The 23,493-nt window shown below is 46.0% G+C and carries 20 protein-coding genes; 12 read left to right on the top strand and 8 right to left on the bottom strand.

All coding sequences use genetic code 11. The features are described 5' to 3' along the window. Window positions 1-10 precede the first annotated feature (10 nt). The 3 genes from ACXAD4_RS10315 to ACXAD4_RS10305 form a co-directional block, all read right to left on the bottom strand. Window positions 11-2,032, bottom strand: a complete 2,022-nt coding sequence (locus tag ACXAD4_RS10315) for a glycoside hydrolase family 3 protein (RefSeq protein WP_475241132.1) — start codon at window positions 2,030-2,032, stop codon at window positions 11-13. A 535-nt stretch (window positions 2,033-2,567) separates the two neighbouring features. Then, window positions 2,568-3,338, bottom strand: a complete 771-nt coding sequence (locus tag ACXAD4_RS10310) for an SGNH/GDSL hydrolase family protein (protein WP_475241131.1) — start codon at window positions 3,336-3,338, stop codon at window positions 2,568-2,570. 410 nt (window positions 3,339-3,748) lie between these two features. Beyond that, window positions 3,749-4,207, bottom strand: a complete 459-nt coding sequence (locus tag ACXAD4_RS10305) for a CC0125/CC1285 family lipoprotein (protein WP_475241130.1) — start codon at window positions 4,205-4,207, stop codon at window positions 3,749-3,751. A 213-nt stretch (window positions 4,208-4,420) separates the two neighbouring features. Here ACXAD4_RS10305 and ACXAD4_RS10300 point away from each other — a divergent pair, with 213 nt between their 5' ends. Together ACXAD4_RS10300 and ACXAD4_RS10295 are read left to right on the top strand one after the other, a co-directional pair. Further along, a complete protein-coding gene (locus ACXAD4_RS10300; RefSeq protein ID WP_475241128.1) occupies window positions 4,421-4,771 on the top strand; it encodes a Crp/Fnr family transcriptional regulator in 351 nt (116 codons plus the stop codon). 261 nt (window positions 4,772-5,032) lie between these two features. Continuing rightward, entirely contained in the window at window positions 5,033-5,647 is a 615-nt protein-coding gene (locus tag ACXAD4_RS10295) for an NAD(P)H-dependent oxidoreductase (RefSeq protein ID WP_475241127.1), read from the top strand. 60 nt (window positions 5,648-5,707) lie between these two features. On the opposite strand, the gene moeB is transcribed toward ACXAD4_RS10295, so the two are convergent. Beyond that, entirely contained in the window at window positions 5,708-6,457 is a 750-nt protein-coding gene (gene moeB, locus ACXAD4_RS10290; RefSeq protein WP_475241126.1) for a molybdopterin-synthase adenylyltransferase MoeB, read from the bottom strand. Window positions 6,458-6,527: 70 nt separating this feature from the next. Further along, window positions 6,528-7,760 (bottom strand): molybdopterin molybdotransferase MoeA, encoded by a 1,233-nt coding sequence (gene moeA, locus ACXAD4_RS10285; RefSeq protein WP_475241124.1) that lies wholly within the window; start codon window positions 7,758-7,760, stop codon window positions 6,528-6,530. Between the two features lie 223 nt (window positions 7,761-7,983). Between moeA and folE the strand changes: the two genes are divergently transcribed. Together folE and ACXAD4_RS10275 are read left to right on the top strand one after the other, a co-directional pair. Further along, window positions 7,984-8,637, top strand: coding sequence for a GTP cyclohydrolase I FolE (gene folE, locus ACXAD4_RS10280; RefSeq protein WP_187460343.1), 654 nt, complete (start codon window positions 7,984-7,986; stop codon window positions 8,635-8,637). Window positions 8,638-8,731: 94 nt separating this feature from the next. Next, window positions 8,732-9,679 (top strand): LysR family transcriptional regulator, encoded by a 948-nt coding sequence (locus ACXAD4_RS10275; RefSeq protein WP_475241123.1) that lies wholly within the window; start codon window positions 8,732-8,734, stop codon window positions 9,677-9,679. A gap of 2 nt (window positions 9,680-9,681) precedes the next feature. Here the strand turns inward: ACXAD4_RS10275 and ACXAD4_RS10270 are convergent, their stop codons facing one another. After that, the gene (locus ACXAD4_RS10270) at window positions 9,682-10,551 is read right to left on the bottom strand and encodes a YjjW family glycine radical enzyme activase (protein WP_475241121.1); all 870 of its coding nucleotides are present in this window, start codon (window positions 10,549-10,551) and stop codon (window positions 9,682-9,684) included. Further along, window positions 10,517-12,064, bottom strand: coding sequence for a YjjI family glycine radical enzyme (locus tag ACXAD4_RS10265; protein WP_475242755.1), 1,548 nt, complete (start codon window positions 12,062-12,064; stop codon window positions 10,517-10,519). Before ACXAD4_RS10265 ends, ACXAD4_RS10270 begins: the two co-directional genes overlap by 35 nt. A 322-nt stretch (window positions 12,065-12,386) precedes the next feature. On the opposite strand from ACXAD4_RS10265, the gene ACXAD4_RS10260 reads away from it, so the two are divergent. The 7 genes from ACXAD4_RS10260 to ACXAD4_RS10230 all read left to right on the top strand — a co-directional run bounded on the left by ACXAD4_RS10260 (window position 12,387) and on the right by ACXAD4_RS10230 (window position 20,356). Continuing rightward, the gene (locus tag ACXAD4_RS10260; RefSeq protein ID WP_475241120.1) at window positions 12,387-14,072 is read left to right on the top strand and encodes a L,D-transpeptidase family protein; all 1,686 of its coding nucleotides are present in this window, start codon (window positions 12,387-12,389) and stop codon (window positions 14,070-14,072) included. 43 nt (window positions 14,073-14,115) lie between these two features. Next, window positions 14,116-14,379 carry a hypothetical protein gene (locus ACXAD4_RS10255; RefSeq protein WP_475241119.1) on the top strand — a complete coding sequence of 88 codons (264 nt, stop codon included), beginning with the start codon at window positions 14,116-14,118 and terminating at the stop codon, window positions 14,377-14,379. Window positions 14,380-14,530: 151 nt separating this feature from the next. After that, window positions 14,531-16,063 (top strand): phospholipase D family protein, encoded by a 1,533-nt coding sequence (locus tag ACXAD4_RS10250; protein ID WP_475241117.1) that lies wholly within the window; start codon window positions 14,531-14,533, stop codon window positions 16,061-16,063. Between the two features lie 80 nt (window positions 16,064-16,143). Next, window positions 16,144-16,575 carry an ecotin family protein gene (locus ACXAD4_RS10245; RefSeq protein WP_475241116.1) on the top strand — a complete coding sequence of 144 codons (432 nt, stop codon included), beginning with the start codon at window positions 16,144-16,146 and terminating at the stop codon, window positions 16,573-16,575. Between the two features lie 168 nt (window positions 16,576-16,743). After that, complete coding sequence (locus ACXAD4_RS10240) at window positions 16,744-17,394, top strand: hypothetical protein (protein WP_475241114.1); 651 nt, start codon at window positions 16,744-16,746, stop codon at window positions 17,392-17,394. 148 nt (window positions 17,395-17,542) lie between these two features. Continuing rightward, the gene (locus tag ACXAD4_RS10235; RefSeq protein WP_475241113.1) at window positions 17,543-19,024 is read left to right on the top strand and encodes a pyridoxal phosphate-dependent decarboxylase family protein; all 1,482 of its coding nucleotides are present in this window, start codon (window positions 17,543-17,545) and stop codon (window positions 19,022-19,024) included. Between the two features lie 48 nt (window positions 19,025-19,072). Beyond that, complete coding sequence (locus ACXAD4_RS10230; RefSeq protein ID WP_475241112.1) at window positions 19,073-20,356, top strand: metal-dependent hydrolase family protein; 1,284 nt, start codon at window positions 19,073-19,075, stop codon at window positions 20,354-20,356. Window positions 20,357-20,433: 77 nt separating this feature from the next. Here the strand turns inward: ACXAD4_RS10230 and ACXAD4_RS10225 are convergent, their stop codons facing one another. Then, a complete protein-coding gene (locus ACXAD4_RS10225; RefSeq protein ID WP_475241111.1) occupies window positions 20,434-21,381 on the bottom strand; it encodes a TerC family protein in 948 nt (315 codons plus the stop codon). A gap of 534 nt (window positions 21,382-21,915) precedes the next feature. Here ACXAD4_RS10225 and ACXAD4_RS10220 point away from each other — a divergent pair. Then, a complete protein-coding gene (locus tag ACXAD4_RS10220; protein WP_475241109.1) occupies window positions 21,916-23,328 on the top strand; it encodes an FAD-dependent oxidoreductase in 1,413 nt (470 codons plus the stop codon). Window positions 23,329-23,493: the final 165 nt, after the last annotated feature.

Raw genomic sequence — 23,493 nt, 5'->3', positions numbered from 1 at the left:
CAATGGAGGGTTAGTAGCTGAGGCCGTGGCCGATGGCGTATTTCAAATCACCCATTGAGCCGTCATCATTTTGCTCGAAAATGTTGACTGGTAATTTCCCTGAAGGGTTTAGATCGCCGAGGATAATACTGGCCACCGAGTCCATCACGTTGGCACCGAGGTCTACCCCTTTTTCATCTGTGCCGTAGTAGTTGTAGGTGGCAATTGCACTGTGGGAAACCTGAGCAAAGTTAACCACATCATAGGGGGCTCTTAGGGTAAGGTGGATAACATTTTTATTGTTATTGTAAGCGTATGCCATCATGTTGAAGGCGAATTGATTGTCGTCGATTTCCTCATATGCACGGGCCTTGAGGCTGGGTTCATCGACATTGAATACCAACGAGCCGTTTATGCTGGAAGCACTCAGTTTATTGATGCGATTTAGGGTGTCACCATTATCCTCAACAGGCGAGGGTTCCGTAGCGGCGGTGCCGATAATGATGGTATCTGCGTTATCAATATTCGATTTCTCAGTGTCTTCATCAGTATCGGCGATCAACACACCTGAGATATCAGTAACGCCCTGTGCTTTCAAAGCTACTTCAAGGGCTTCTGACTTGTTGCCTTCCCCGTAGTCAGGCATGATGATGTGAACCTTGCCGATGGCGTCTATGCCCAATGGTAGTTTGTTGCCTTCATTGGCAATGAGGGTCATTGCTTGGTCGGTGATATCCTTTTCGATGGCTTGGTGCTGATAATTGCCGATCAAGTTCCTAGCATTATCTTGAATTTCCGCAAGGTCTTGTTCGCCGCCTGTGTTGAGTAGGTCACGTTTCAGTTTGGTCGCAATGATCCGCTCAACAGAGCGATCTATCTGATCCTCTGAGAGTTCGCCTTGATGGACGGCCTCAACGATATCGTCGATCAAATTACCCAGTTTGCCTTCGTCACCGGCTGTACGGAATAGAGTTGGCATCAGAGCAATATCGACGCCAGCCTGGAAGGTTTTTATGACGGCGTCAGCTTCCTCAAAGTAATCAGCGATACCTTGCATGTCTAGGGCATCCGTGATGGTCAGTCCTTGATAGTTAAGCTCTTCCCTGAGTAATTCGGTTTGAATTTTGTAGGAAAGGGTGGCCGGAACGATCATCTCTTCGCCGGTTTTGCTACTGGTAATCATGGAGTCGTCCAGTGCCGGATACTGGATGTGTGCTGTCATGATCATATCTGGAGCAATATCTTGCTCAATGGCGGTTTGGTAGGGAGCCAAGTCGATGGCATAGGCTTCTTCTTTCGTTTTGTTAACGACAGGAAGACCGTAATGGGAATCACTTTCTGTATCGCCATGGCCAGGGAAATGCTTGAAGGCACCGATGACATTTTCTGATGCCATACCTTGAGCCGTTTGTCCGCCAAGGATGCCGACGAGCTCAGGATCCTCTCCGTAAGAGCGTACATTGATCACAGGGTTTAGGGGGTTAGACTGAACATCTACAACCGGTGCGAAATTCACATTGAAACCAACAGCATTGATTTCACTGCCGAGTACCTTCCCGGCATCATAGGCAAGTTGTGGATCGTTACTGTTAAGGTATGCTGAGCCCAACGCCATATTGCCTGGCAAATTAGTTGCTTGATCGCGTGGTAGGCGAACCACATTACCGCCTTCTTGGTCTATGGTAACAAACAGACCAACTTCTTGATCATCGGCAACCGCGTCTTGCATGTTCCATATCAACTCGGCAGTTTGGTCTATATCAACGAGGTTGCTGCTAAATAAGATAACGCCACCGACTTTATTTTCTCCAATCACATGGCGGACGCTCTCATTCATTTCAGTGAGACCATCGACACATTCTGGGTCGCTATCATCACACCAATAACGGAAAGACATAATGATTTTCTGGGCAACTTTTTCTTCAAGGGTCATTTGCTCAGTTATTTCTCGCGCTTTATCATTTATCGATTGTGAATTCGATGAATCATTACATCCGCTAAGTGCAGCTAGGCAGCTCAATGCTAATAAAGAGAGTTTCAAGCCCCGGTTCATGGTTTTTCCTTCTACTTTTTCACCAAAGTCGCGTTGGTGTTTTAAGGTTATGAAATATAGAGTTTTTATGTTCAAACTGTGAGTGTATATATGAAATCAACAGTGCGTGTTTTGAGAGGATGCTATCGAGGTGGAACTTATTTTGTTGCGATAAAAATCACAAGTTAAAATATTCCAAATAAGCAGTGAAACAGGAATAATTTATTGCTTAATTTTTTTAAATGTGGAAAAGATGGATGGTTTAAGGCTAGTAGAAACTTTGATAAGTAATAATCCGTCTAAATTTGGAATAATTTATACTCGTTTTATTTAAATTTTATATTTAATACGGGCGTGATTGTGCTATCTAGCACGCTTATTTATTGTTATCTGATAGATAGGTTACTTTTAGGGTTGGATTTTAGTAGTTGTCTTTACGAGAGGTCATTGCCAGCAATAGCACCGGCAATGACATGAATTTAAAAACGTGAAATATGAATTCACTGAGGGGTACTAGTATTCTTTTAACGGCTGCGTTGTAATCAATTTGTATTGGTTAATAGTGATTTTCCCTAAAGTCAGCCACTGTGTCCCAAGCAATTTGCTGTATAACAGCCGCAGTTTCTTGATCCATATCTGTGTCAACCGGTGTTGCACCACCGACTGGGGATTCATTGTAAAGAGTTGCATATAAAGTGGCTGCAGCAAGATACGTCCCCGCGAGCGATGGGTGAGAACCGTCACTGTGGTAGAGGTTGATGTCAGGGTACTGCTCAATCATTGCTTGGAAGGCTAAACCGACTGGTGCAACATAACCTTGGGTATCTTTTGCAACTTTAATATAAGCTTCTGCAAGATCATCAAACTTTTCAGGTTCTGATTGCTTAGCCCATGTCATAAGGTATACGACCTGAGAACCTTTACTTTGAGCGTAGTTAGCCATTTGTTTTGCTGATTTCTCAAAGTAGTTGCGGCTTTGCTCATTGGCTGTGATTGGTTCGCTTGAGTGGCCTTGAAAAATGACAGTATCCCAATCACCTAAGGTATAGTGAAACTTCAAATTATCTTGATGCCACCCTAAGCGGCCACTTGAAATTGTAACGCCACGGTAACTGTATCCCTCAGCACCATTCGGTTTCAAGGATCGTGTTAAATCCCTTAATCGTGTGTTTAAGTGATTGTTGTAATGAGTGTAAGAGTTACCATAAAGTGCGACAACTTTACTCTCATTTTCTAATGGTTGAGATGGGTAGTCAGCTAAAGGTTTCGCATTACTGGTCATTGCAATAGTACATAGTCCTGCGAGAACTATTTTTGATAGCTTCATGCTATTTTCCTTATTTGTTATTTAATAAGGATATTAAATCTGTTCAGTTAGCTATCTGCTATGGGAATACTTTTTTCTTATTCTTTTTTTCAGTATTTATCACAGTGCTCTCAAATTATGTGGGCAGAGTCACGCTAAAAAATCGATTTCGAAATATCGATAAGTTATTGAGTGCTTGTATAGGGTGATAATTTTCTTGAGAATTTGGTTATTTAATTTAATTAAAACAGATAGTTAATGTTTTAATTTGATGTTTTGCACAAAAATGGCAGGGAAAAATAAATTCCCATTTATGCAGCATTAGCTACTGGAGGAAATATCACTGTAATTAAGAGTGTTACTATGGGTAACGCCAAAGAAAATGCTGACTAAGCCAGCGATAGAGCACTGGCTTAGCTGAGGGAAGTAGATTAAGAGTTAACATCTACATTTTTCAAAATGAAGTCTGACTCATAAACAGGAAGGCTACTTTCAGCGGGCTTCTCATTCATGCCGATCACTTCAACCATCACAGTGGTTTCTGAAATAGTGCTGCCGATACCGTAAAGAAAGTCGTTGCTAGAGTAACCGATACCAGAAGAACTACCAGTCTGATCACGGAAGTTCTGCTCGCCACGCAGTGCGAAGTATGGGTAACCGGCGCCTTGGGCTAGCTCGGCTGCTTTGTGAAGAAGGTAGTTTCTGGCCAGAGTACGGTCGGTGTTTTCGTTACCGATGAAGCTGATTTGCCAAGTATCTTGTGCAAGGGGAGTGACTTCAAAGCCTTTGCCGAATGACCAGAAAGAGTCACGATCGGTATCATACGGGGTTGCACAACCTGCAAGTAGCAATGCACTCAAACCACATGCGATTAGTCCCATTTTTTTCATTATATGCGCCCTATAAAACACTGTTCATTATGTTTTTGGGATAGTAGCATTAATTTAATATTATTCATTGCCCTGATCGGCGATCCATACAAAACCATACATTTGGTGAATATAATATGATGGGCTTAGATGTGTTAGCTCAGTCAAAAAGAATATAATATACCCAAGTGACTTCAGTTGCTGGATTCAGAGCAAAACGATGAGTGGCTGATAATGGACAGTATCGAAAATATCTGGCACGAACTGAAACCTTATGCGAAGCGTATCGAGTTAAAGAAAAAAGAAACTGTTATCGAAGAGGGGGCAACAGCAAAATCTATCTATTTCATAGAGCATGGCTGCTTGCGTTCTTGGTTTAACCATGACGGAAAGGATGTTTCTTTCCAATTCTTTATGAATGGTCAATTTGTGTCATCGTTTGAAAGCCTGATGTTCAATGAACCCAGTCCTTATACGGTTGAGTCTATTTTGCCATCAACAGTCTATGAGGTTTCGGTTGAGAACTTGAAGCGACAGCTTGACGTGTCAGGTCCGTTCAAGGGCAATGTTCCAGTTGATGTCTGAACGGCTAAGGCACTATCAAAGGCTTTTTCTTTCCCGAATAAAAGATACGCCTCAGCAAAGATATCAAGAATTGGTCAAGCAACATCCTGATCTGATTCGAAAAGTACCGCAACACTATATAGCGTCTTATTTGGGTATTACCTCAGTCTCTTTAAGTCGGATACGGTGCCGAAAAGAGTAGATTGATAACATATGTTATCGTTGTTATCTCTTTAGCTCTCTTAACATAGCTGCAATTGCTATTGAAGAAGAGAGAGTGCCATGCGTGTTTTAATTGTTTTTAACCATCCTTATGAAGGTAGCTTTTGTAATTCAATTTTGGAATCAGTGAAAAAAGGGGTGTCAAAAGGGCACCACGAAATTGATGTGATTCATCTCGATAAAGATGAGTTTGATCCTGTGATGAGAGCGAAAGATCTACAAGCCTTCACCTTGGCAAGAACCGAATCGGAGAGGGCTTACTGTATGCTTGATCAGCAAGTGTTGGATTACAAACAACGGATAGAGCAGGCAGATCACGTGGTGTTTATTTTCCCGATCTGGTGGGAGCTGATGCCTGCGCTGACTAAAGGATTCATCGATAAACTTATCTTCCCCGGTATTGCTTATGACTATAACGACAAGGGAACACGAATGTTTAGTAAGCTGTCCAAGTTAAATGGCGTTACTATGATCACCACCATGAATACACCGTCTTTGGCTTATCGTCTGTTGTTTGGCAATGCGATTAAAAAGGCGATGTTGTTGGGGACTTTCTGGAAAATAGGTATCAAGAACCGTAAATGGATTAATCTGACCTATGTGAAGTTTACCAATGATACTAAGCGGGCGAAGTGGCTTAGTGATATTGAAGGAAATTTTGCCACGATGAGCTGAGGATAATCGCTCAATAGTGCCAATAATAAAGCCAGCCTGTTAACGGCTGGCTCAAAGAAATTAGTTACCACACACACTGCAACTTGGTTGTATACCCAGCTTCATTTCCCGCCAGCTCATTGTCATGGCATCTAACATAAGGATTTTGCCTGTTAACGGCTGTCCCATATTGGCGGCTACCTTAATGGCTTCCATTGCTTGTACCGCACCAACAATACCGACAACAGGTGACATGATCCCGGCTTCTACACAAGTCAGGGCTTGTTGGCCGAAGAGGGCACTCAGACACTGATAGCAAGGTTCATCGTTTTGATAGGTATAGACACTGATCTGGCCTTCCATACGGATGGCAGCACCCGAAATTAACGGTGTTTTGGTCTTGAAACATAACCGGTTTAACTGGTTGCGGGTATCCACGTTGTCGCAGCAGTCCAGCACCATATCATGTTGCTCAATCAGGGCTTTCAATGCTTCGTCATCAAGGCGCTTGGCTATAGTTTCAATCACTGTATTTGGATTGATTGTCTGCAGTGCCTGTTTGGCAGAGTCGACCTTTAACATGCCGACCGTGCTGTCGTTGTGCAGAACTTGGCGTTGAAGGTTGGATACCTCAACTTTGTCGTCATCAATCAACGTCAGTTTGCCAACACCAGCCGCAGCAAGGTACTGGGTTGACGCACAACCCAATCCACCAGCACCAAGGATAAGCATGGAAGTGGCTTTTAGCGCTTCTTGGCCGTCAAAATCAAATTGTTTAAGAATAATCTGGCGGTTATAGCGCAGCATTTCTGCGTCGGTAAGTTCTACCACTGTGTATTCCTGTAGGGAGTTCTAAATAGGGAGTGTTGTGTCCGCCAAAAATAGCGGACACAATCATTGATTAATACATGGCGTGGTTGAAAAGCTCGATGGTGACGTCTTCACCCGGCATCACACGACCACGATCTTGCTCGAGTACCACAAAGCAGTTGGCTTGGTGCATTGAGCTAAATGCGCCTGAGCCTTGGTTACCCGTTGTCGCGACCTCAACTTGGCCATCGCTGTTGATTTGGTAAATACCACGTTGGTAATCAGCACGGCCAGGACGCTTTTTGAATACCGTTGTTGCTTTGGCCTTCAGGCGCTGCGGTGGCTGGTATTGGCTGTGACCCGACAGTTTGGCGAGCATTGGCTGTACCAATTGGTAAAGCGTTACCATTGCTGAAACTGGGTTGCCTGGAAGGCCACAGAACCAGGTGTTCTTGATAGTACCGAAGGCAAACGGCTTACCCGGTTTCATCGCAATTTTCCAGAAACCGATTTCACCTTGTTCATCTAGGATATCTTTGGTGTAGTCCGCTTCACCCACGCTAACACCACCGGAGGTAACTAGCACATCAGCCGTTGTGGCTTTATCAAATGCCTCGCGTAGCTTTTCAGGGCTGTCTGGAATAATACCCAGATCCATAACGTCACAACCGAATTTTTCCAGTAGTGCACGGATACCATAGCGGTTGCTGTCGTAGATCTGGCCGGCTTCCAATGGCTCGCCAACTGGGCGAAGCTCATCGCCGGTTGAGAAAAATGCAACGACTGGACGGCGGTATACTGGCAAGGTGGCAATACCCAGTGAAGCCAGCAGGGGCATCTCACGAGCTGTAATACGGTTGCCTTTGGCGACAACCACATCTCCTTGGTGGACATCATCACCGATAGGGCGGACGTTTTCACCGTGGGATGCTTTAGCCGTAAAGCGGATGTTGTCGCCGTCGACTTCGGTTTCTTCCTGCATGATAACGGTGTCGGCACCTTCTGGCATTTGGGCACCGGTCATAATGCGGATACATTCGCCTGGTTGGCAAACACCGTCGTAAGGGATACCGGCAAATGACTTACCTGCCATACGCAAGGTATCGGTGTTTGCCAAATCTTCACTACGTAGGGCATAACCGTCCATTGCCGAGTTAGCAAAAGGAGGCACGTTAATTGGCGAACAAATATCTTCAGCAAGTACCAAGCCCATACCCTCGGAAAGAGAAACTGAGGTTACGTCTTTCAGTGGTTCAACTTGGTCAAGAATTTTCGTCAGTGCGGTTTCGACTGGCATTAAGCCCGGAGTGTCACAACATCCCATAATAGGTATCCGTCTATTGTCGTTATAGGTTTTAGTGGGGTAATTATGACAAAAAAAGGTCACTAGCACTAATACCTGACTAGTTTTGTAGTGTAATTTTGATCAATTACGGGTATCCTTCCGTCTCAAAGTTTGCTGGCACTCGTATTTGGGCACGATTTATACATATAAGTAACTAAAGTACTTGATGTTTGCCTTAAGCCCAGCCGGTTGGAGGAAAAGAATGACTGCATTTAGCGAATCTGCATTGAAGGTGCGCCAAGCACTGGTTGAACGTGGCTTAGAAACCCCGATGACTGACAAGGTGGTAAGCCGCGAAGAGAAGAAAGAAAAAATCGAGTATCACATGCGTGAGATCCTCGAGCTTCTTTCACTGGATCTAACCGACGATAGCTTGGTTGAGACTCCCCATCGAATCGCGAAAATGTATGTTGATGAAGTGTTTTCTGGCCTAGATTACGCCAACTTCCCAAAGATCACTGTCATCGAAAACAAGATGAAGTGTGATGAAATGGTTCGTGTGAAAGATATCACCCTGACCAGTACCTGTGAGCACCACTTGGTGACTATCGATGGTACGGCGACCGTTGCCTATATTCCTCGCGGTAAGATCATTGGCTTGTCTAAGATCAACCGTATTGTCCGTTTCTTCGCTCAGCGCCCCCAGGTTCAGGAGCGAATGACACAGCAGATCCTCGTCGCCTTGCAGACATTGCTGGAAAGCGATGATGTGGCAGTGACGATGGACGCTACCCACTACTGTGTGAAAGCTCGCGGTGTAATGGACGCGACCAGCACGACCACGACGACAGCATTGGGCGGCATTTTCAAGCGAAACCCTGCCACCCGTGCCGAATTTCTGAACGGTCTGCGTTAATCTTTATTTGACGCCCTTCCAGAATAATTTATTATGAAACAAGCCAGTAGATAATCTACTGGCTTTTTTGTAGTTCATCTAGATACTAAGGCTTATGGATTTAATCAAACTGTCCCGAATCAGCATGAAGCATCTCATCACACTTCACGTGATGCTAGACACGCTCAGTGTCACTGCCAGTGCTGAGCGGCTGTGCCTTAGCCCTTCTTCTGTCAGTAAGACTTTGACCCAGCTGCGGGAAAGCCTGAACGATGAGCTATTCTACCGCCATGGCAACCAGCTAGTCGCCACGCCTCTCGCACGACGTTTAGGGCCGACCGTGCACCAGATGATCAATGAGATGAACCAGATGCTGACGCAGGAGGCTTTTGATCCTGCGTCTTACCAAGGACGTTTTTCGTTGGCAATGCGTGAGAGTACCTTTGAGCTGTTGGCCGCTAAGCTCAGCGCTAGGGTGTTGGAGCAAGCGCCGGGAATGCGATTGGAGATTTGGTCGCGGGATAACATGGGCTTTGACAGCCTTGCCAAAGGCCAATTGGACTTTATTATCCTGCCGCACGATAAAAGCCAGCCACCGAGCACCCAGAACAATCTGGTATGGGAAACCTTACTGGATGATGAAATGGTGTGTTTGATGAACCCCAATCATCCTTTGGCAGATAAAGCCCTGACTATTGATGATTATTTGAGTTATGGCCATATCGGTATTACCGATAATGACTTGAATGTGCCATTTTTCGAGCTTCAGCTTGCTCAGCAGCATCAAAAAAGGAAAATTGCAGTCAATGTACCTGATTTCGGTGGTGCGGCCTTGATGTGCCATCACAGTGACTTACTGTTTACCTGTTCGCGCCAGTGGGCGGATGTCGCGTTGCAGGCCAAAGATTTGATCATCAAGCCACTGCCTTTTAATTACGGTGAAGTCTCTTACAGCCTTGTTTGGCACCAGCCTAGTATGAACGATCCCGCCCAGCGGTGGCTATATGAGCAGATCGTTGCGGTATCGCATGAGTCTGGGTCAATAGGCCCGGTCATCAATTAATATTATCCAATGGGTTCTCGATAAAGGGTTTCTATTCCTCTTTGGCGAAGACCATTTGCTAATGATTCAATCTGTTCTTGGTTACATGTCTTCCATGTCAACGCCTCACCGACCACACCATGATGCTGAAACGCATTGAGCCTAATAGTTGTTCGTTCAGGCAACGAGCCCAAGAAATGGGCTAGGGCGTCAATTTCCTGCTCGAAGTCGGTAAAACCCGGAATATGCAGTAAACGGACTTCTTCCAGTTTATCGTGCAGTGCGAGCTTATCTATAGTACACATAACCCTGTGATGGCTGCGCCCTGTCAGCCACTGATGAGTCTCTTTCTGCCAGGCTTTCAAATCCACCATGGCACCGTCCAATACCGGCAGTAGTTTCTCCCATCCGGTTTGGCTCAGGCTACCATTGGTATCAACCATGCAAGTCAGATGGTGTAGTGCTGGATCGGCCTTGATGGCGCTGAACAACTCAACAATGAAAGGCAGCTGAAGCGTTGCCTCGCCACCGCTAACAGTGACTCCAGATAAAAACAGCTGATGCTTGCGGACAAGTTGCAGTACATCATCAACACCCATTTGCTGGGTCTTGGGGTTGGATTGGTTCGGGCAAACTTCCAAGCAGCGATCACAATGGGTACAAAGCTCGACATTCCACCGAATCTTGCTTTCGCTTATCGATAGTGCATTTGCTGGGCAAGGGGCTACGCAATCCCCGCAATGGTTGCAGTTACCGATGGTGTGCGGGTTATGGCAATTCTTGCACTGGTAGTTACACCCCTGCAGAAAGATGACGAGCCTGTTGCCAGGCCCGTCAACACACGAGAAGTTGAGGATCTTACTGACTGTCGCAGTAGCGCGGCGCTTGCTCATGGCTCACAACTCGTGGTTTACGATTAAGGATCCCCGTGTTCGCTGCAGCTTCTGCACCCAGACCAGTGGTGTTGGTCCGAGAGCCTTGCTCTTTGAATTTGGCAATATCAGACAGTTTGATCATATAACCAGTCACGCGCACTAAATCGTTGGAGTGCACGTTCGCAGTAAATTCGCGGAAGCCAATAGCCAGCGCACCTTTACACAATTGGTACATAGCTTCAGGGTTTGATTTGACGGTTTCATCAATAGTCAAAATATCGCTGATGCCCGATGTGTAGTACTGGTGATGTTCTGCTAGCGCTTGGATATGGCTAACCGGATCCGGTTCTGTGCCATATGGGATACGCACACCTGGTGTAACACCGTCATCAAGGCTGATACCACCTTGGGCATGTAGTAGGGCACGACCATGGTAGCCATATTTCACTGGTGTAGATGTGACAATGTCACTTAAGGTTTTGGAAATACGGTGTCCTAGCTCATTCGCGGCTTGTTGGTGGCCGTATTGACCGTCAAGACCCTCTTTAGCAACCAAGATATTAACGGCTTCTGCCATGCCATAGATGCCGAACATTGGCGCGAAACGCTCTTCAGCAATCAGACCTTCCTGAACTAAGAAACTGTTAAAGAAACCAGACTCTTCATGTAGGTAAGCAGAGCGAGCTTCAATTAGCTCGTACATGGTTTGGCAGTAGTTCGGCAAGACTGTGCGAAAAAAGTCATCGCTAGAAGAGGCTTTACTGGCGACTTCTTTAAGGTTCATGCGAACCAAGGTATTTGCACCGCCCGCTAAAGGCAGAGAGTTGTAGCAACTCACGATACCAAAGCCACTGTTGTCATAAGCTTGAGCGTGGATAGGATAGTTCGCAATATGCGGTTTACTGCACTCGCAAATATTGTGGCTGGCCTGGCGAAGTAGATCGTCTGGGGTGATCTCAGGATCATACATAAAGGTCAGGTTTGGAGCGACCTGCTTGAGTTCGGCATCTACGCGCAAGATTGTCCGGCAGATGACATTATCGGTCGGGCCGATATTCACGTGCATAAAAGCATCTGGCAGGGTGCGATCAAGCATGATCCAGAATAAGCGCAATTTACGGTAAATCGTTTCTGCGTCTAATCCCTCTGTGTAAGGCAGCAGCACATCATCGAGTTGGCCAAGATAAACCGGAATATTGGTGACCGATGGCACATGATGGTAAATGATCGAGAGATGGTTAAGTGCTTCGTCAAAATTCTGTGCAGGTGGCAGTTCAAGATATTCAGAGCCTTGTTTTAGAAACTTGGCGTAATCGGGTAGCACGTAGCGAGGCTTGAACGGGGCATTGCCTTCAAACATATCACACAAGATGTTGTCTTCTATGGCGGTTTTAACCGACTCCGAAATTTCTAGGTAGGGCAGGCTGGCATCTGCTTCCAATGCTAAGTATTGGCTTTTCTGCTTGGGTGAAAGAGTCGGATCTGTGATGATCTGTTTGAATTTATCTTGAATGCTCATGTTATTAACCATGTTTGTATTATGGTTAATAACATAAATCGGCATGACTGTTTCTTGAAGTGAAAAGAACTCAAACTTCAATTTCCAAAAAGGAAATCTCGCGGATTTGATCACGAATTTTTTGTTAGTCCTTGTAAGAAAAATAAAGTATGTAATTTGAAGTGCTTAAATAAAAATAAGTCATTTTTTTGTGAAATTAAGCGGTCAAAAAGTTGCTGGTTTGTCAATTTTTTGACTAAAACTTGATATAACAAGGATGAAGCAAAACGAATTTGTTTGATGCTGCAATGCAGGAAGCGACAGCAGCTTGGGTTTATCTGATCGGGAATTCGTGATGTTTTGCGCTAATAAAAGAAAAAAAATACCATCAGTAAACATTGCCTTCTTATTAGGCGGTTATTTTTATGTTAATGCCATCAGTGCACAGCCTGTTAACACGGACGTGAGGCTGGATTATTCTTTAATTGACCCTAATGCTATCTATAGCTCTCAGCAGATTTGTCCGGACTTGGCCGGTTCAGTGTGCTTTTCCGAATTGACCGAAAAAGTCTATGTAAACAACGGATTCTTACCGGTTTGGGATGATAGCTCGCTGCGTCAAGGTTTATATTCTAAACTCTCTGCTTTGCATCTTTCTGGCTTGTTTTCAGGTGCAAACCAACGCTTGTCAGAGTTAAAAGGGTTAGAAGCCCGTAAGGATAAGCGTGGGTTTGATATTCTTGCCACAGACAGTTATTTCATTCTTAAAGTCATTGAGCAGAGTATTGAAAACAAGCCAACCATATTATTCCGGCATCAAAATGTACAACCATTGAATCAGAGTGAAATATCTATTTTCACCTCTAGCTATGGCTATTTTGACTTAGAGCAAACGCGATTTTTAAATCAGCTCTATGCCGACCTTTTGTTGCCCTCATCAACCAAGACAGCAATTCATCTTGCTGGTTCGTTTAATGACTTGGCGCCTCACGGCTATCAACCACTGAAACGAGGTTTAATCAAGCAAGGACAAGCGATACCAAATGGTCACGCTTTACTTGATGTGTTAAATACTTACGGTGATATTAATATCGATGATTACTTGATTGCTAGGGAGCAACATACGATTTCAAATAGCGGTGTTGTTAACCAAGCTATCCGCCGGTTTCAGTTAAGGAATGGACTGGAGGATGATGGTATCCTTGGCCCCTCTACCTCTAGGCAAATTGCTTTGCCTTATCAAGAGGTCGCTCGTTTAATCGCCTTGAATCATTATCGCAGCCAACTGGGTGCAACCGGTGATGAACGTCCAAGTATCCGGGTTAATATTCCCGACTATCGATTGCAGATCACCCATAACCAGCAAGTCGTTTTTGAGTCAAAAGTCATTGTCGGGCAGACAACACGCCCAACGAACCTGTTCTCTTCTTCAATGAATATCATGGTGGTCAACCCCCGCTGGAACGTACCAGAGACCATTAAGAAAAAAGATGTGATCCCCGGTATGAAGGCATCGCCAGATTATTTGCAGCAGAAGAACTTAACCATGATCCGTAGCTGGCGGGATCGCACTGAGATCTCGCCAGATATGGTGGAGTGGAGCAACGTCAACCCTCATACATTCCCCTATGAGTTTATGCAAAGGCCAGGCAGTGGCAATGCACTTGGTAACGTGAAATTCCTGATGCCCAATGACTACTCGGTTTATCTGCATGACACACCGACGCGTAGTTTATTTAACAAAGCCAAGCGCAACCTAAGTTCAGGATGTGTACGGGTAGAAAAGGCTGCAGAACTGGCAGAATATGTGTTGGATTACCAGCAGCGCCCAAGCTGGCGTAACTATCAGCAACTTGTTAGTGATGGTTCGACCGATACTATTACGTTACCGCGTAAGCTAGATGTGGATGTAACTTATGTAACCGCGTGGGTTGATGAGAATAATCAACTACAATTGCGAGAAGATATTTATGGTTACGATAGGCCAATCAGGCGTCCGGTTAAGCTGAAATACTCTACAGTCAAAAATTACCGGCAATAGAGCCATATCCAAGTAATCTCTTTGCATGGGGTTGGACTGGACGATGCTGAGCAACAAAGTTGATGAATTAGTTGAACGAGCCTTAATGGAAGGAGACATTAAGGCAAAAGTTGCGATAGAAAAAATTAACCAGAAAGCCACGCTAGAAGTTGAGGCTCCCCCCTTGGTCCCTCTTTCGCCATCGGAAGAAAAGATGCTGTTGGATATCGAAATGCAATCAGAGCGGCTCAAAGAGAATGCAATAAAAGCCGCACGAGTTGTTGCAAGCCTTCCTTTCATTTTGTGTGTGTTCAGTTTTGTTGGTTAGAGAATAAGCGAAACTTCCTGCTTATCTCGGACTAGTTGTTTTTACTCATCTTTTATTTCCCTTCTTGGTATACAATTTCTTATGGATTAAGACCCATGTCGCACTAATAAAGCCGTCATGGGATACTCGTAATAAAAAGGAACTCTAATACATGCCACTGCTGCAACGCATAAGCTTTACCATTGTTTTAATCACTTTTCTGCATGGTTGCGCATCCTTGTCTGATGAAGTTAATCACTCTTCAGAGCCACCTGCGGTTCAGCAGGAAACGACTTTATCAACGCTGGCTATCGCCAATCAGCTTGATGATGGTGAGCAGGCGCCTAGCGGTGTTGTGATACAAGATACCGGTTGGGACGCATTGGCACAGCGTTTAGCCCTTATCGAAACTGCTGAGCAAAGCATTGATATTCAGTACTATATTTGGAATTCAGACCGCTCAGGGAGGTACCTAGCATCACGTTTGATTGCCGCAGCAAATCGTGGGGTAAAAGTACGTATCATGCTTGATGATATCAACCTCAATGAACGAGAAGATATGCTGTCAGCGCTCGATGCTCACCCTTTTATTGAAATACGCGTATTTAACCCCATTCCTACCCGGAGAGGCGTGGCAAAGTGGCTCAATGTACTGGGGGATTTCTCCCGTTTGAACCGCCGTATGCACAACAAGTCCTTCACCGCTGATGGTGCGATGTCTGTTGTTGGCGGGCGTAATATCGGTGATGAATATTTTGATCTTTCCGATGACATTAATTTCCGTGACCGTGATGTGTTGGTTTCGGGGGCGGTGGTCAATGATATTCAATTGAGTTTTGTTGAATACTGGGACAGTCGATGGTCTTATCCTGTTAGTATGCTTGGTGGAGAGGCCTCTATCGAATTGGCGGATTTAGATCGGATTTATCCGCCGCGTTATAAACACTACCCGGCATTGCCCGAAGGGAAAGAAGCTGCTCAGCGTTTTCTCGAGGAGTTGATGAGTGAGTTCACTTGGGTCAAAGCCCGTTATGTTGCCGACCAACCTGTTCCAGATGATGTGGCAAATACCGACACCCCCAAGAAGACGGCAAGGGTGTTGGCGGATTTAGCCCTGCAATCAAAACAAGAAATTGTTGTGGAATCGGCATATCTAGTTTTCGATGATGGCCATTTGGATAGTCTTCAAGACCTAACGAATGATGGTGTTAAGGTAAGTGCATTGACCAACTCTATGGTCTCGAATGACCTTATTACTAATCACTCGGGTTATGCGGGGCGGCGTCAAGGTATGCTAGAACATGGTATGCAGTTGTTTGAACTAAAACCAGAAACCAGGTTATGTGAGCAATCTACAAAAGATGCTGTTAAATGTGCACCGATAACACCTTATGGCCTGCATTCAAAGTCCGTTGTGTTTGATCGGCAAATCGCTGCGGTCGGGTCATTCAACTTTAATTTGCGTTCAACTTATCTCAATACCGAATCTATTCTGGTGATTGAAAATGAAAGTATTGCTGATTCACTGGCTGACGATATTGAGGTGGCGATGGAAGACGAAAACAGTTGGCGATTGAGTTTAGACGATGGCAATGTCAGGTGGTATTCCGGTACACAAAGCTGGGACAGCGAGCCCGATACAAGCCAGTGGGATCGAGTAAAGTCGCGATTTTTACAGCTTTTCCCGATAGAAAAATACCTGTGAGTTAAACGGAACAGCATGGGTTCAGGATATAATGGTAACTTCGGTATAAAAGTAGAGAATCCAAAATAATAGGAATAACCATGAAAAAGACACTTCTGACTGCTGTGCTATTGATTTCAGCCCCACACGTTTTCGCAAGCGATAACGCTGAAATGTTCCCTGAAATGCCTGGCTTTACTAAGCACGTCATTCAGCTTGATGCGGTTGAGAATGAAAATCTAGACCGCCGCGTACAACTTGTCGCTAACAGTGTCATGAAGGTGGATTGCAACATCAAAGCGCTGCCGATGGATATCGAGCGACGTTCGCTGGAAGGATGGGGTTATTCCTACTACGTACTGGAAAAACAAACTAGTTATGCCAGCACTATGATGGCTTGTGAGAAAGAAGCTGCAGATACAGAGTTGCAGTTCCACAGTGATCTGCTGCGCTACAACTCAAAGCTTCCTTTGGTTGTTTATGCCCAGGAAGATGTAGAGGTTGATTACAAAGTCTGGGCACCAGTAGAGTAATTACCTTTAGAATCATTAGACGCCAATACCTAGCGGTATTGGCGTTGCTTATTACATAAAAAGTCGCTCATATTTAACCCCGCCTCATATCCAAGATCGCCCCACATTCAATACAACCTTAACTCTGGCTGCTCTCTATCCTCATAACTGGTGCTAGAGGAGGCTGCTATGGCTGACCGTTTGTTTGATCTGCCTGTTCAACTTACTGACTTTGATCTTGATATTGCTGCTCTGTTCCTGTTGGCGCTGAGAAACTACAATGGCAGTGCAGGAACCGTTGAGTTTGGCGAATTTGCTCGTTGCCTGAGTCCAGATGTCAGCATGGATCACAAGCGGCAGCGGTTTGATGTTGCGCTTGATCGTATTACAAGCCAAATACTTGCTGATAAAATTAACCGTTATCACCAAGCGGTTTTTGCTGCCCTTTCGGTGGACATGTTCATCTCTTCTGCTTTGGGGTTAGATAGTAAGGCCACCATCACTTTCAACGAACACATCGTAAATGATATTGAAGAGCAAGTTCGAAGGCTGCCAAGTTTACTGTCATTAATTGAAACGAATAGCGTTGGTTGTATCGCCCTATATTGCGAGCTCGTCAGTCGCCCTGACAATACTGATATAAAAACCATTAAAAGACTTAGGCTCGAGCAATTATTGGCAGTCAACAGCGAGACATATTTCAGCAGTATCAAACAGGAATACCTGATACCTGCACTTAGCTCGATTTTGTCGGTAACCGGGCAGCAGTTTGAAATAGTGAGTGAAGTAAAAACGAACGACACTACTCAAGCAGTGGTGTTTAAGGAAGTACGCATATAATTTATTAGAACTGTTATTAACTGATTTAAATAGGGATATATTTTGTCGCTTTAGCTGGCTTTAAATTTTTTTGGCGCGAATTGATAAATAACAGAGTGATAGTAGAAGTAACGTAGTGGCATAGCCGAAAACGAAGAGGAGCTGTGCTATGTCTCATCAGTTTAACCAATACCGTCAATTACTTAACCAATCATTTGATCACGCTGTGGCTTACCTAGAGTCATTACCTGAGCGTCCGGTTGATAAGCATGTGACATCCGATACATTGCGCCAGTCCATCGGCGGCGAGTTACCTCTCACTTCGACTTGTCCCGATACCGTGCTCAACCAGCTCGCCCTTAATGTTGAGCAAGGGTTGATTGGCTCAGGGGGCTCACGATTTTTTGGCTACGCCATTGGCAGTTCTTTCCCGGTTTCCATGGCAGCCGATTGGTTGGTCAGCGCATGGGATCAGAATGTCCCTTATTATGTTTCCAGCCCTTCAATGGCAATTGTTGAAGAGACGGCTGCAGAGTGGGTATTGGAGTTGCTTGGCCTTTCAAAAAATGCGGGGCTAGGTTTTACCTCAGGGGCACAGGAAGCCATCTATACCGCATTGATCACAGCTCGTAATACTTTGCTGCAGCGTGCCGGTTGGGACGTCGCAAAACAAGGACTTTATGGTGCTCCGCGTATTCAAGTTGTGGTGAGCGATCAGATCCATTCTACGATCAAGCGAGCCCTGTCGATGATCGGGGTTGGCCTTGAAGATATCCATACTATTCCGACTGACAAAAACTTGAGGATCATCGCCGATCATATCCCGGAGGTATTGTCTCGTTGCGACGGGCCAACGCTGGTTTGTGCGCAAGCCGGCTGTATCGACTCAGGTGCCTTCGACCCGTTTGATGCACTGGCAGATGCTGTTGAAAGCCATCCGAATGCGTGGCTGCACGTAGATGGAGCGATTGGACTTTGGGCGGCTGCAAGTGACAAGCAAAAGCACCTTGTTAAAGGGATCGAGCGGGTGGATTCCATCGATACCGACGGTCACAAGTGGTTCAACATGCCTTATGACTGTGGACTGGTCATTGTAAAAGATGCGTCGGCACTGGCATGTGCCATGGGCGGCAGCAACATGGGTGACTACCTCAATGATGCTATGGCCAAGCCGGATCGTAACGCGATTAACTTTGGTATTTCGGCATCACGACGTGCCCGTGGGGTGCCGGTTTATGCGGCAATTAAAGCTTTGGGTAAGTCCGGTATTGCCCAGCACCTTGATAACTGTTGTGAGCTTGCCCAGCGCATGGCCGATAAGTTACGGGCAGTAGAGGGGATCACCATCCTCAATGATGTGGTGTCTAACCGCTTCTCAGCGCAATTCGGCACTGGCAACGAGGAACAACGCAACCTGCTCACTGAGCGTGTGGTGCACCGCTTGCAGCAGGAAGGCTTCTGCTATCCATCTACTTCTGGTTACAAAGGGTTAAAAACCATGCTGTTCTCGGTGTTGAGCTGCCATACCGACCAGCAGGATATCGACAGCTCTGCTGAGCGGATCATCGCGGCATTTGAAATTGAGCGTGGGCTTTTCAACCAGGAGGACCAGCAGGCACAAACCAAGGCGGTTGAGCATGCTGAATGTTGAATATCACTTGTAAGTTGTGGGTGTTAATTGTCTGAGATAGGAAAAGAGATGAAAGTATTAGTCAAAAATGCCGCCTTGTTTGACGGTGAGAACGAAGCGTTGCGCCATGATTGCAGCTTGCTGGTGGAAGATGGTGTAGTCACTAAAATTTATCAGTTTGAAGCCGTGCTCGAAGAGGTTGATCAAACCATTGATGCCGCCGGCTACACGGTGATTCCTGGGCTTATTGATGCCCATACGCATATCGCGCTGTCTGACAGTTTCGACAAGATAGATTTGATGAGCTCGGAAGAGGTCGCTATCCGCTCGACCGTGATTGCAAAAGAGATGCTTGAGCGCGGTTTTACTGCGGTGCGCGATGTCGGCAGCAACTGTTATGGCCTAAAGCAAAGTATTGATAATGGTTTTGTTCCGGGGCCGAGGATCTATCCTAGCTATGCGGGGATCTCCCAAACTTGTGGTCATGCGGATTATCGTCAGAACCGGGTACAGCGCTCGAACTTCAACCAGGGGATTGAAGATTCCAGCTTTATGCGCCAGCAGCACCTGATCTTGGCTGATGGGGTGCCAGAATGCCTGAAGCGTACCCGTGATCAGATCTTCAAAGGTGCGTCGCAGATCAAAGTCTTCGGCGGAGGTGGCGCTTCATCTTTGTTTGACCCGCTAGATACGATCCAATATACCCGCGATGAGCTACGAGCCATCATTGAGACGGTAACCAATTATGGATCGTATGTTTGCAGCCATATCCATGCTCAACCAGCAATGAAAATTGCTGTCGAGGAAGGGGTGAAGTCACTTGAGCATGCCACTTTCATGGATGACGAAGTCGCCAGCATGTGTCTCGATAAGGATGTATGGGTAGTGCCGCAATACGCGACTGCAGAGCTGATTGCCAATCGCAAGATCCCTTTGGGGAGCGAAATCTTATACCAGAAGACGGAACGTGTCGGTAAAGGCTTGCTCAAGCAGGCTGAGCTGGTGGACAAATACGGCCTGAAATGTGCTTTTGGCACCGACTTGGTGGGGACGCCGGAAGTTCATGCCAAGCAGAATATGGAGTTCTCGGCACGCAAGAAGTATTTCGGCTCATATAGGGGGATCAAGCAGGCTACATCAGACACTGGTGAGTTGCTGAAAATGTCTGGTTTGCTAGACCCATACCCAGAGGCCAAGCTAGGGGTTCTGTGCCAAGGCGCATTTGCAGATATGCTATTCGTCGAGGGTAACCCAGTGGCTGACCTCGATATTCTGGCTAACGCCGATAACATCAAAGTGGTGATCAAAGGTGGGGTGGTATACAAAGACATTAGGGATCATGAATTGAACTGATCAATGTCGATCCTCTAAGCCGATAAAAAACCGCTCACTAAATAGTGAGCGGTTTAGGTTTAGCAATATCTAAATCGTTATGACACTTTCAGCTCGCGTGTTTTCCACAGTGAGCCGACAATCGCTGCGCTGATGGTCAGTACGATCACACCCAAGGAAACCGGTGTTGGGATCGCGTAGCTGGTTTCCATCAACAGCATCTTGATACCAATGAAGCTCAAGATGAACGCCAATGCTGGGCGTAGGTAACAGAAACGGGTCAGCATACCTTCCAGTACAAAGTACAGCGAACGCAAACCAAGTAGTGCGAACACGTTAGCAGTCATCACCAGGAACGGCTCTTTGGTAACGGCGAAGATCGCCGGGATAGAATCCAGTGCGAACATCACATCGGTCAGCGCGATCACTGCGATCACAATCAACAGTGGCGTCGCGATCCAGCCCTTGCTGTCTTTGACGAAGAACTTATGGCCCTTGTATTCATCAGATACCCGGAAGCACTTTTTCACCAAGCGCACAGGCAGTGACTGGGAAAAGTCCTCTTGTTCTTCTTCGTCTTCACGCCATAGTTTGTAACCGGTGTACAGCAGGAATGCTGCGAACACATACAAGATCCAGTGGAACTGGGTTAGTAGCTCTGCACCTACAGCAATCATGATTGCACGCAAGATCAACGCACCCACAACACCCAGCATCAGCACCCGAGGGCGAATCGATTCAGGCACGGCAAATTGGCTGAAAATCAAAGCAAAGACAAACAAGTTGTCGACACTCAAAGATTTCTCGAGCAAATAGCCGGTAAGGAAAGCCGTTGCTGCTTCACTGTTGGTATAGCTGCTCTCTGGCGCCATCAGCGGCCAGTATAGGTAAATCACCACATTGAAGGCTAAAGCCAACACAACCCAAAACACACTCCAAAGAGCGGCTTTTTTTATGGTGACCTTGCCACCGCGGGTTTGGTATAAGTCCAACGCCAACATAAAGATGGTTAGAACAGCGAACCCTTCATAGCTCAAAAGGCTCATAGATTTCTCCTTTCACGATCGAGTGCGCGAAAGGGACAGGATCAGGGGAAGCCAGACCTTTCGCGCATTAATGTCACGGGCTATCTCTTTGCGTTTAGGCAAATAAAGATGACCCTGCACGGATGTGCATGATTAATGGCGTTGGTCTCGTCAGGATGGTGTAGAGCGAGTGCTACAAATCCACCCTCGGCTGCCGGAAGCATAAGGCTTCGAGATGACGACAGACGAACAGTTGGTGACTACTCCCCAAAGCAGGCGCATTCTAAAAGCAAATTTCACAATGCGCTAGTGATAATTTACACCGAAAACATAAAAAATAAATTCATTATGCATAACTTAATTCAAGGTGTTGATTTAAAAAATTTAATTAGGTTGTGAAAAGAGATGGAATAAGGCTGGAATAGCGTTGAAATCGGTACAATACCTGGCTAGAAATCAAAAATTGTCAGATTAGAGTTTTTGTCATAAAGCCTTCACAGATGGACGCTAATTTATCGTTATAACTTTGGTCTATACCAAATTAGGTGGTGAATAATGCTTAAGGACAATGATAACTTCCAGCCATATTGGTTTGCTCAGGCTATGGGAGTTGAAGTATCAACTCAACCCAATGTGCTACAAAATGATATCCAAACCGATGTCTGTATCGTCGGTGGCGGGTATACCGGTCTGTGGACTGCCATTAATCTCAAGCAACAGCAGCCAGAGTTGGATGTCGTTGTGATCGACAAAGGGCTGTGTGGCTGCGGGGCTTCTGGCCGTAACGGTGGCTGCATGCTTACCTGGTCGACAAAATACCTATCGATGAAAAAGCTCTATGGTGAAGAGAAAGCCGCCAAGTTGGTTTCTGCCTCAGAGCAAGCCATCAATGAAATAGAAGCGTTCTGTAAAGAGCACGACATCGATGCCCAGCTTCGTCGCCATGGTACGTTATATACAGCCACTAACAGCGCCCAAGAAGGTTCGATGGAAGGTGTCCTTGCTGCATTGGATAAGCAGGATATCAATAGCTGGCAAGCGTGGGAAAAAGACAAGGTCCAGCTTGATGCGGGCTCCTCTGTCCATAGTGAAGGCTATTTTTCACCAGCAGCGGGCAGCGTTCAGCCAGCGATGCTTGCTCGAGGCCTAAAGCGTGTTGCCGAACATTTAGGGGTAAAGGTTTATGAAAATACCCCGATGGAAAATATCAATACCGAAATCCCCATTACTATTACCACCCCGCAAGCGGATATCTTTGCCAAGAAAGTGGTGCTGGCTCTTAATGCGTGGATGCTAGAGCAGTTTCCTGAGTTCAAGCGCAGCGTGGTATTAGTTTCTTCTGATATGGCGATCACCAAGCCAGTGCCAGAAAAGCTAGACGCGATGGGACTGAAAGACGGCAAGACTGTCGTGGATTCGCGTACCTTTGTCCATTATTACCGTTCAACACCTGATGGTAGACTGATGCTGGGCAAAGGAGGCAACCATTTCTCATTTGCCAACCGTATCAGTAAGGTGTTTGATCAGCCTAGCCGCTACCAGCCATTACTACGGCGCTCATTTGACCGGTTCTTCCCATCGTTGGCGGATCAATCATTTTCCACCACATGGACCGGGGCGTCGGATCGCTCGGTAACCGGAATGCCGTTTTTCGGTCAGCTTAAGCAGAATAAAGACATTGTCTACGGCTTGGGTTATTCCGGTAACGGCGTCGCGCAGACCTGGATTGGCGGTAAAATTTTATCGTCAATGGTGCTAGAGCAGCAAAACGAATGGACCGAGTGCGGTCTGGTATCTGGCCCGAAAGGGTACTTCCCGCCAGAGCCTATTCGCTGGACTGGTGCAATGATGGTGCGCAATGCCATTCGTCGTAAAGAAGCTGCGGAAGATGCTGGCCTAAAGCCTTCATGGCTGGATAAGCAATTGGCTAAATTTGCCGATGCGGCTGGTAAAGCCGACAAAGGGTAAGGCGGCTTGCTCTTTCTCACCTGGTGAAAATAGGTAAAGAGCCTAAGGGCTCTTTATTTGATCATAGCCAAGTAACTTGTTTAAAAAGACATAACTTGTAACACAACCTGCTATTTAACGCTTCCCAGTTTACAGTCGCAGATTATAATGTTCTGGGTGTCCATA

This window comes from Photobacterium sp. AWH4_225 (assembly GCF_056158405.1).
This window is presented reverse-complemented; position numbering and strand designations above follow the sequence as displayed.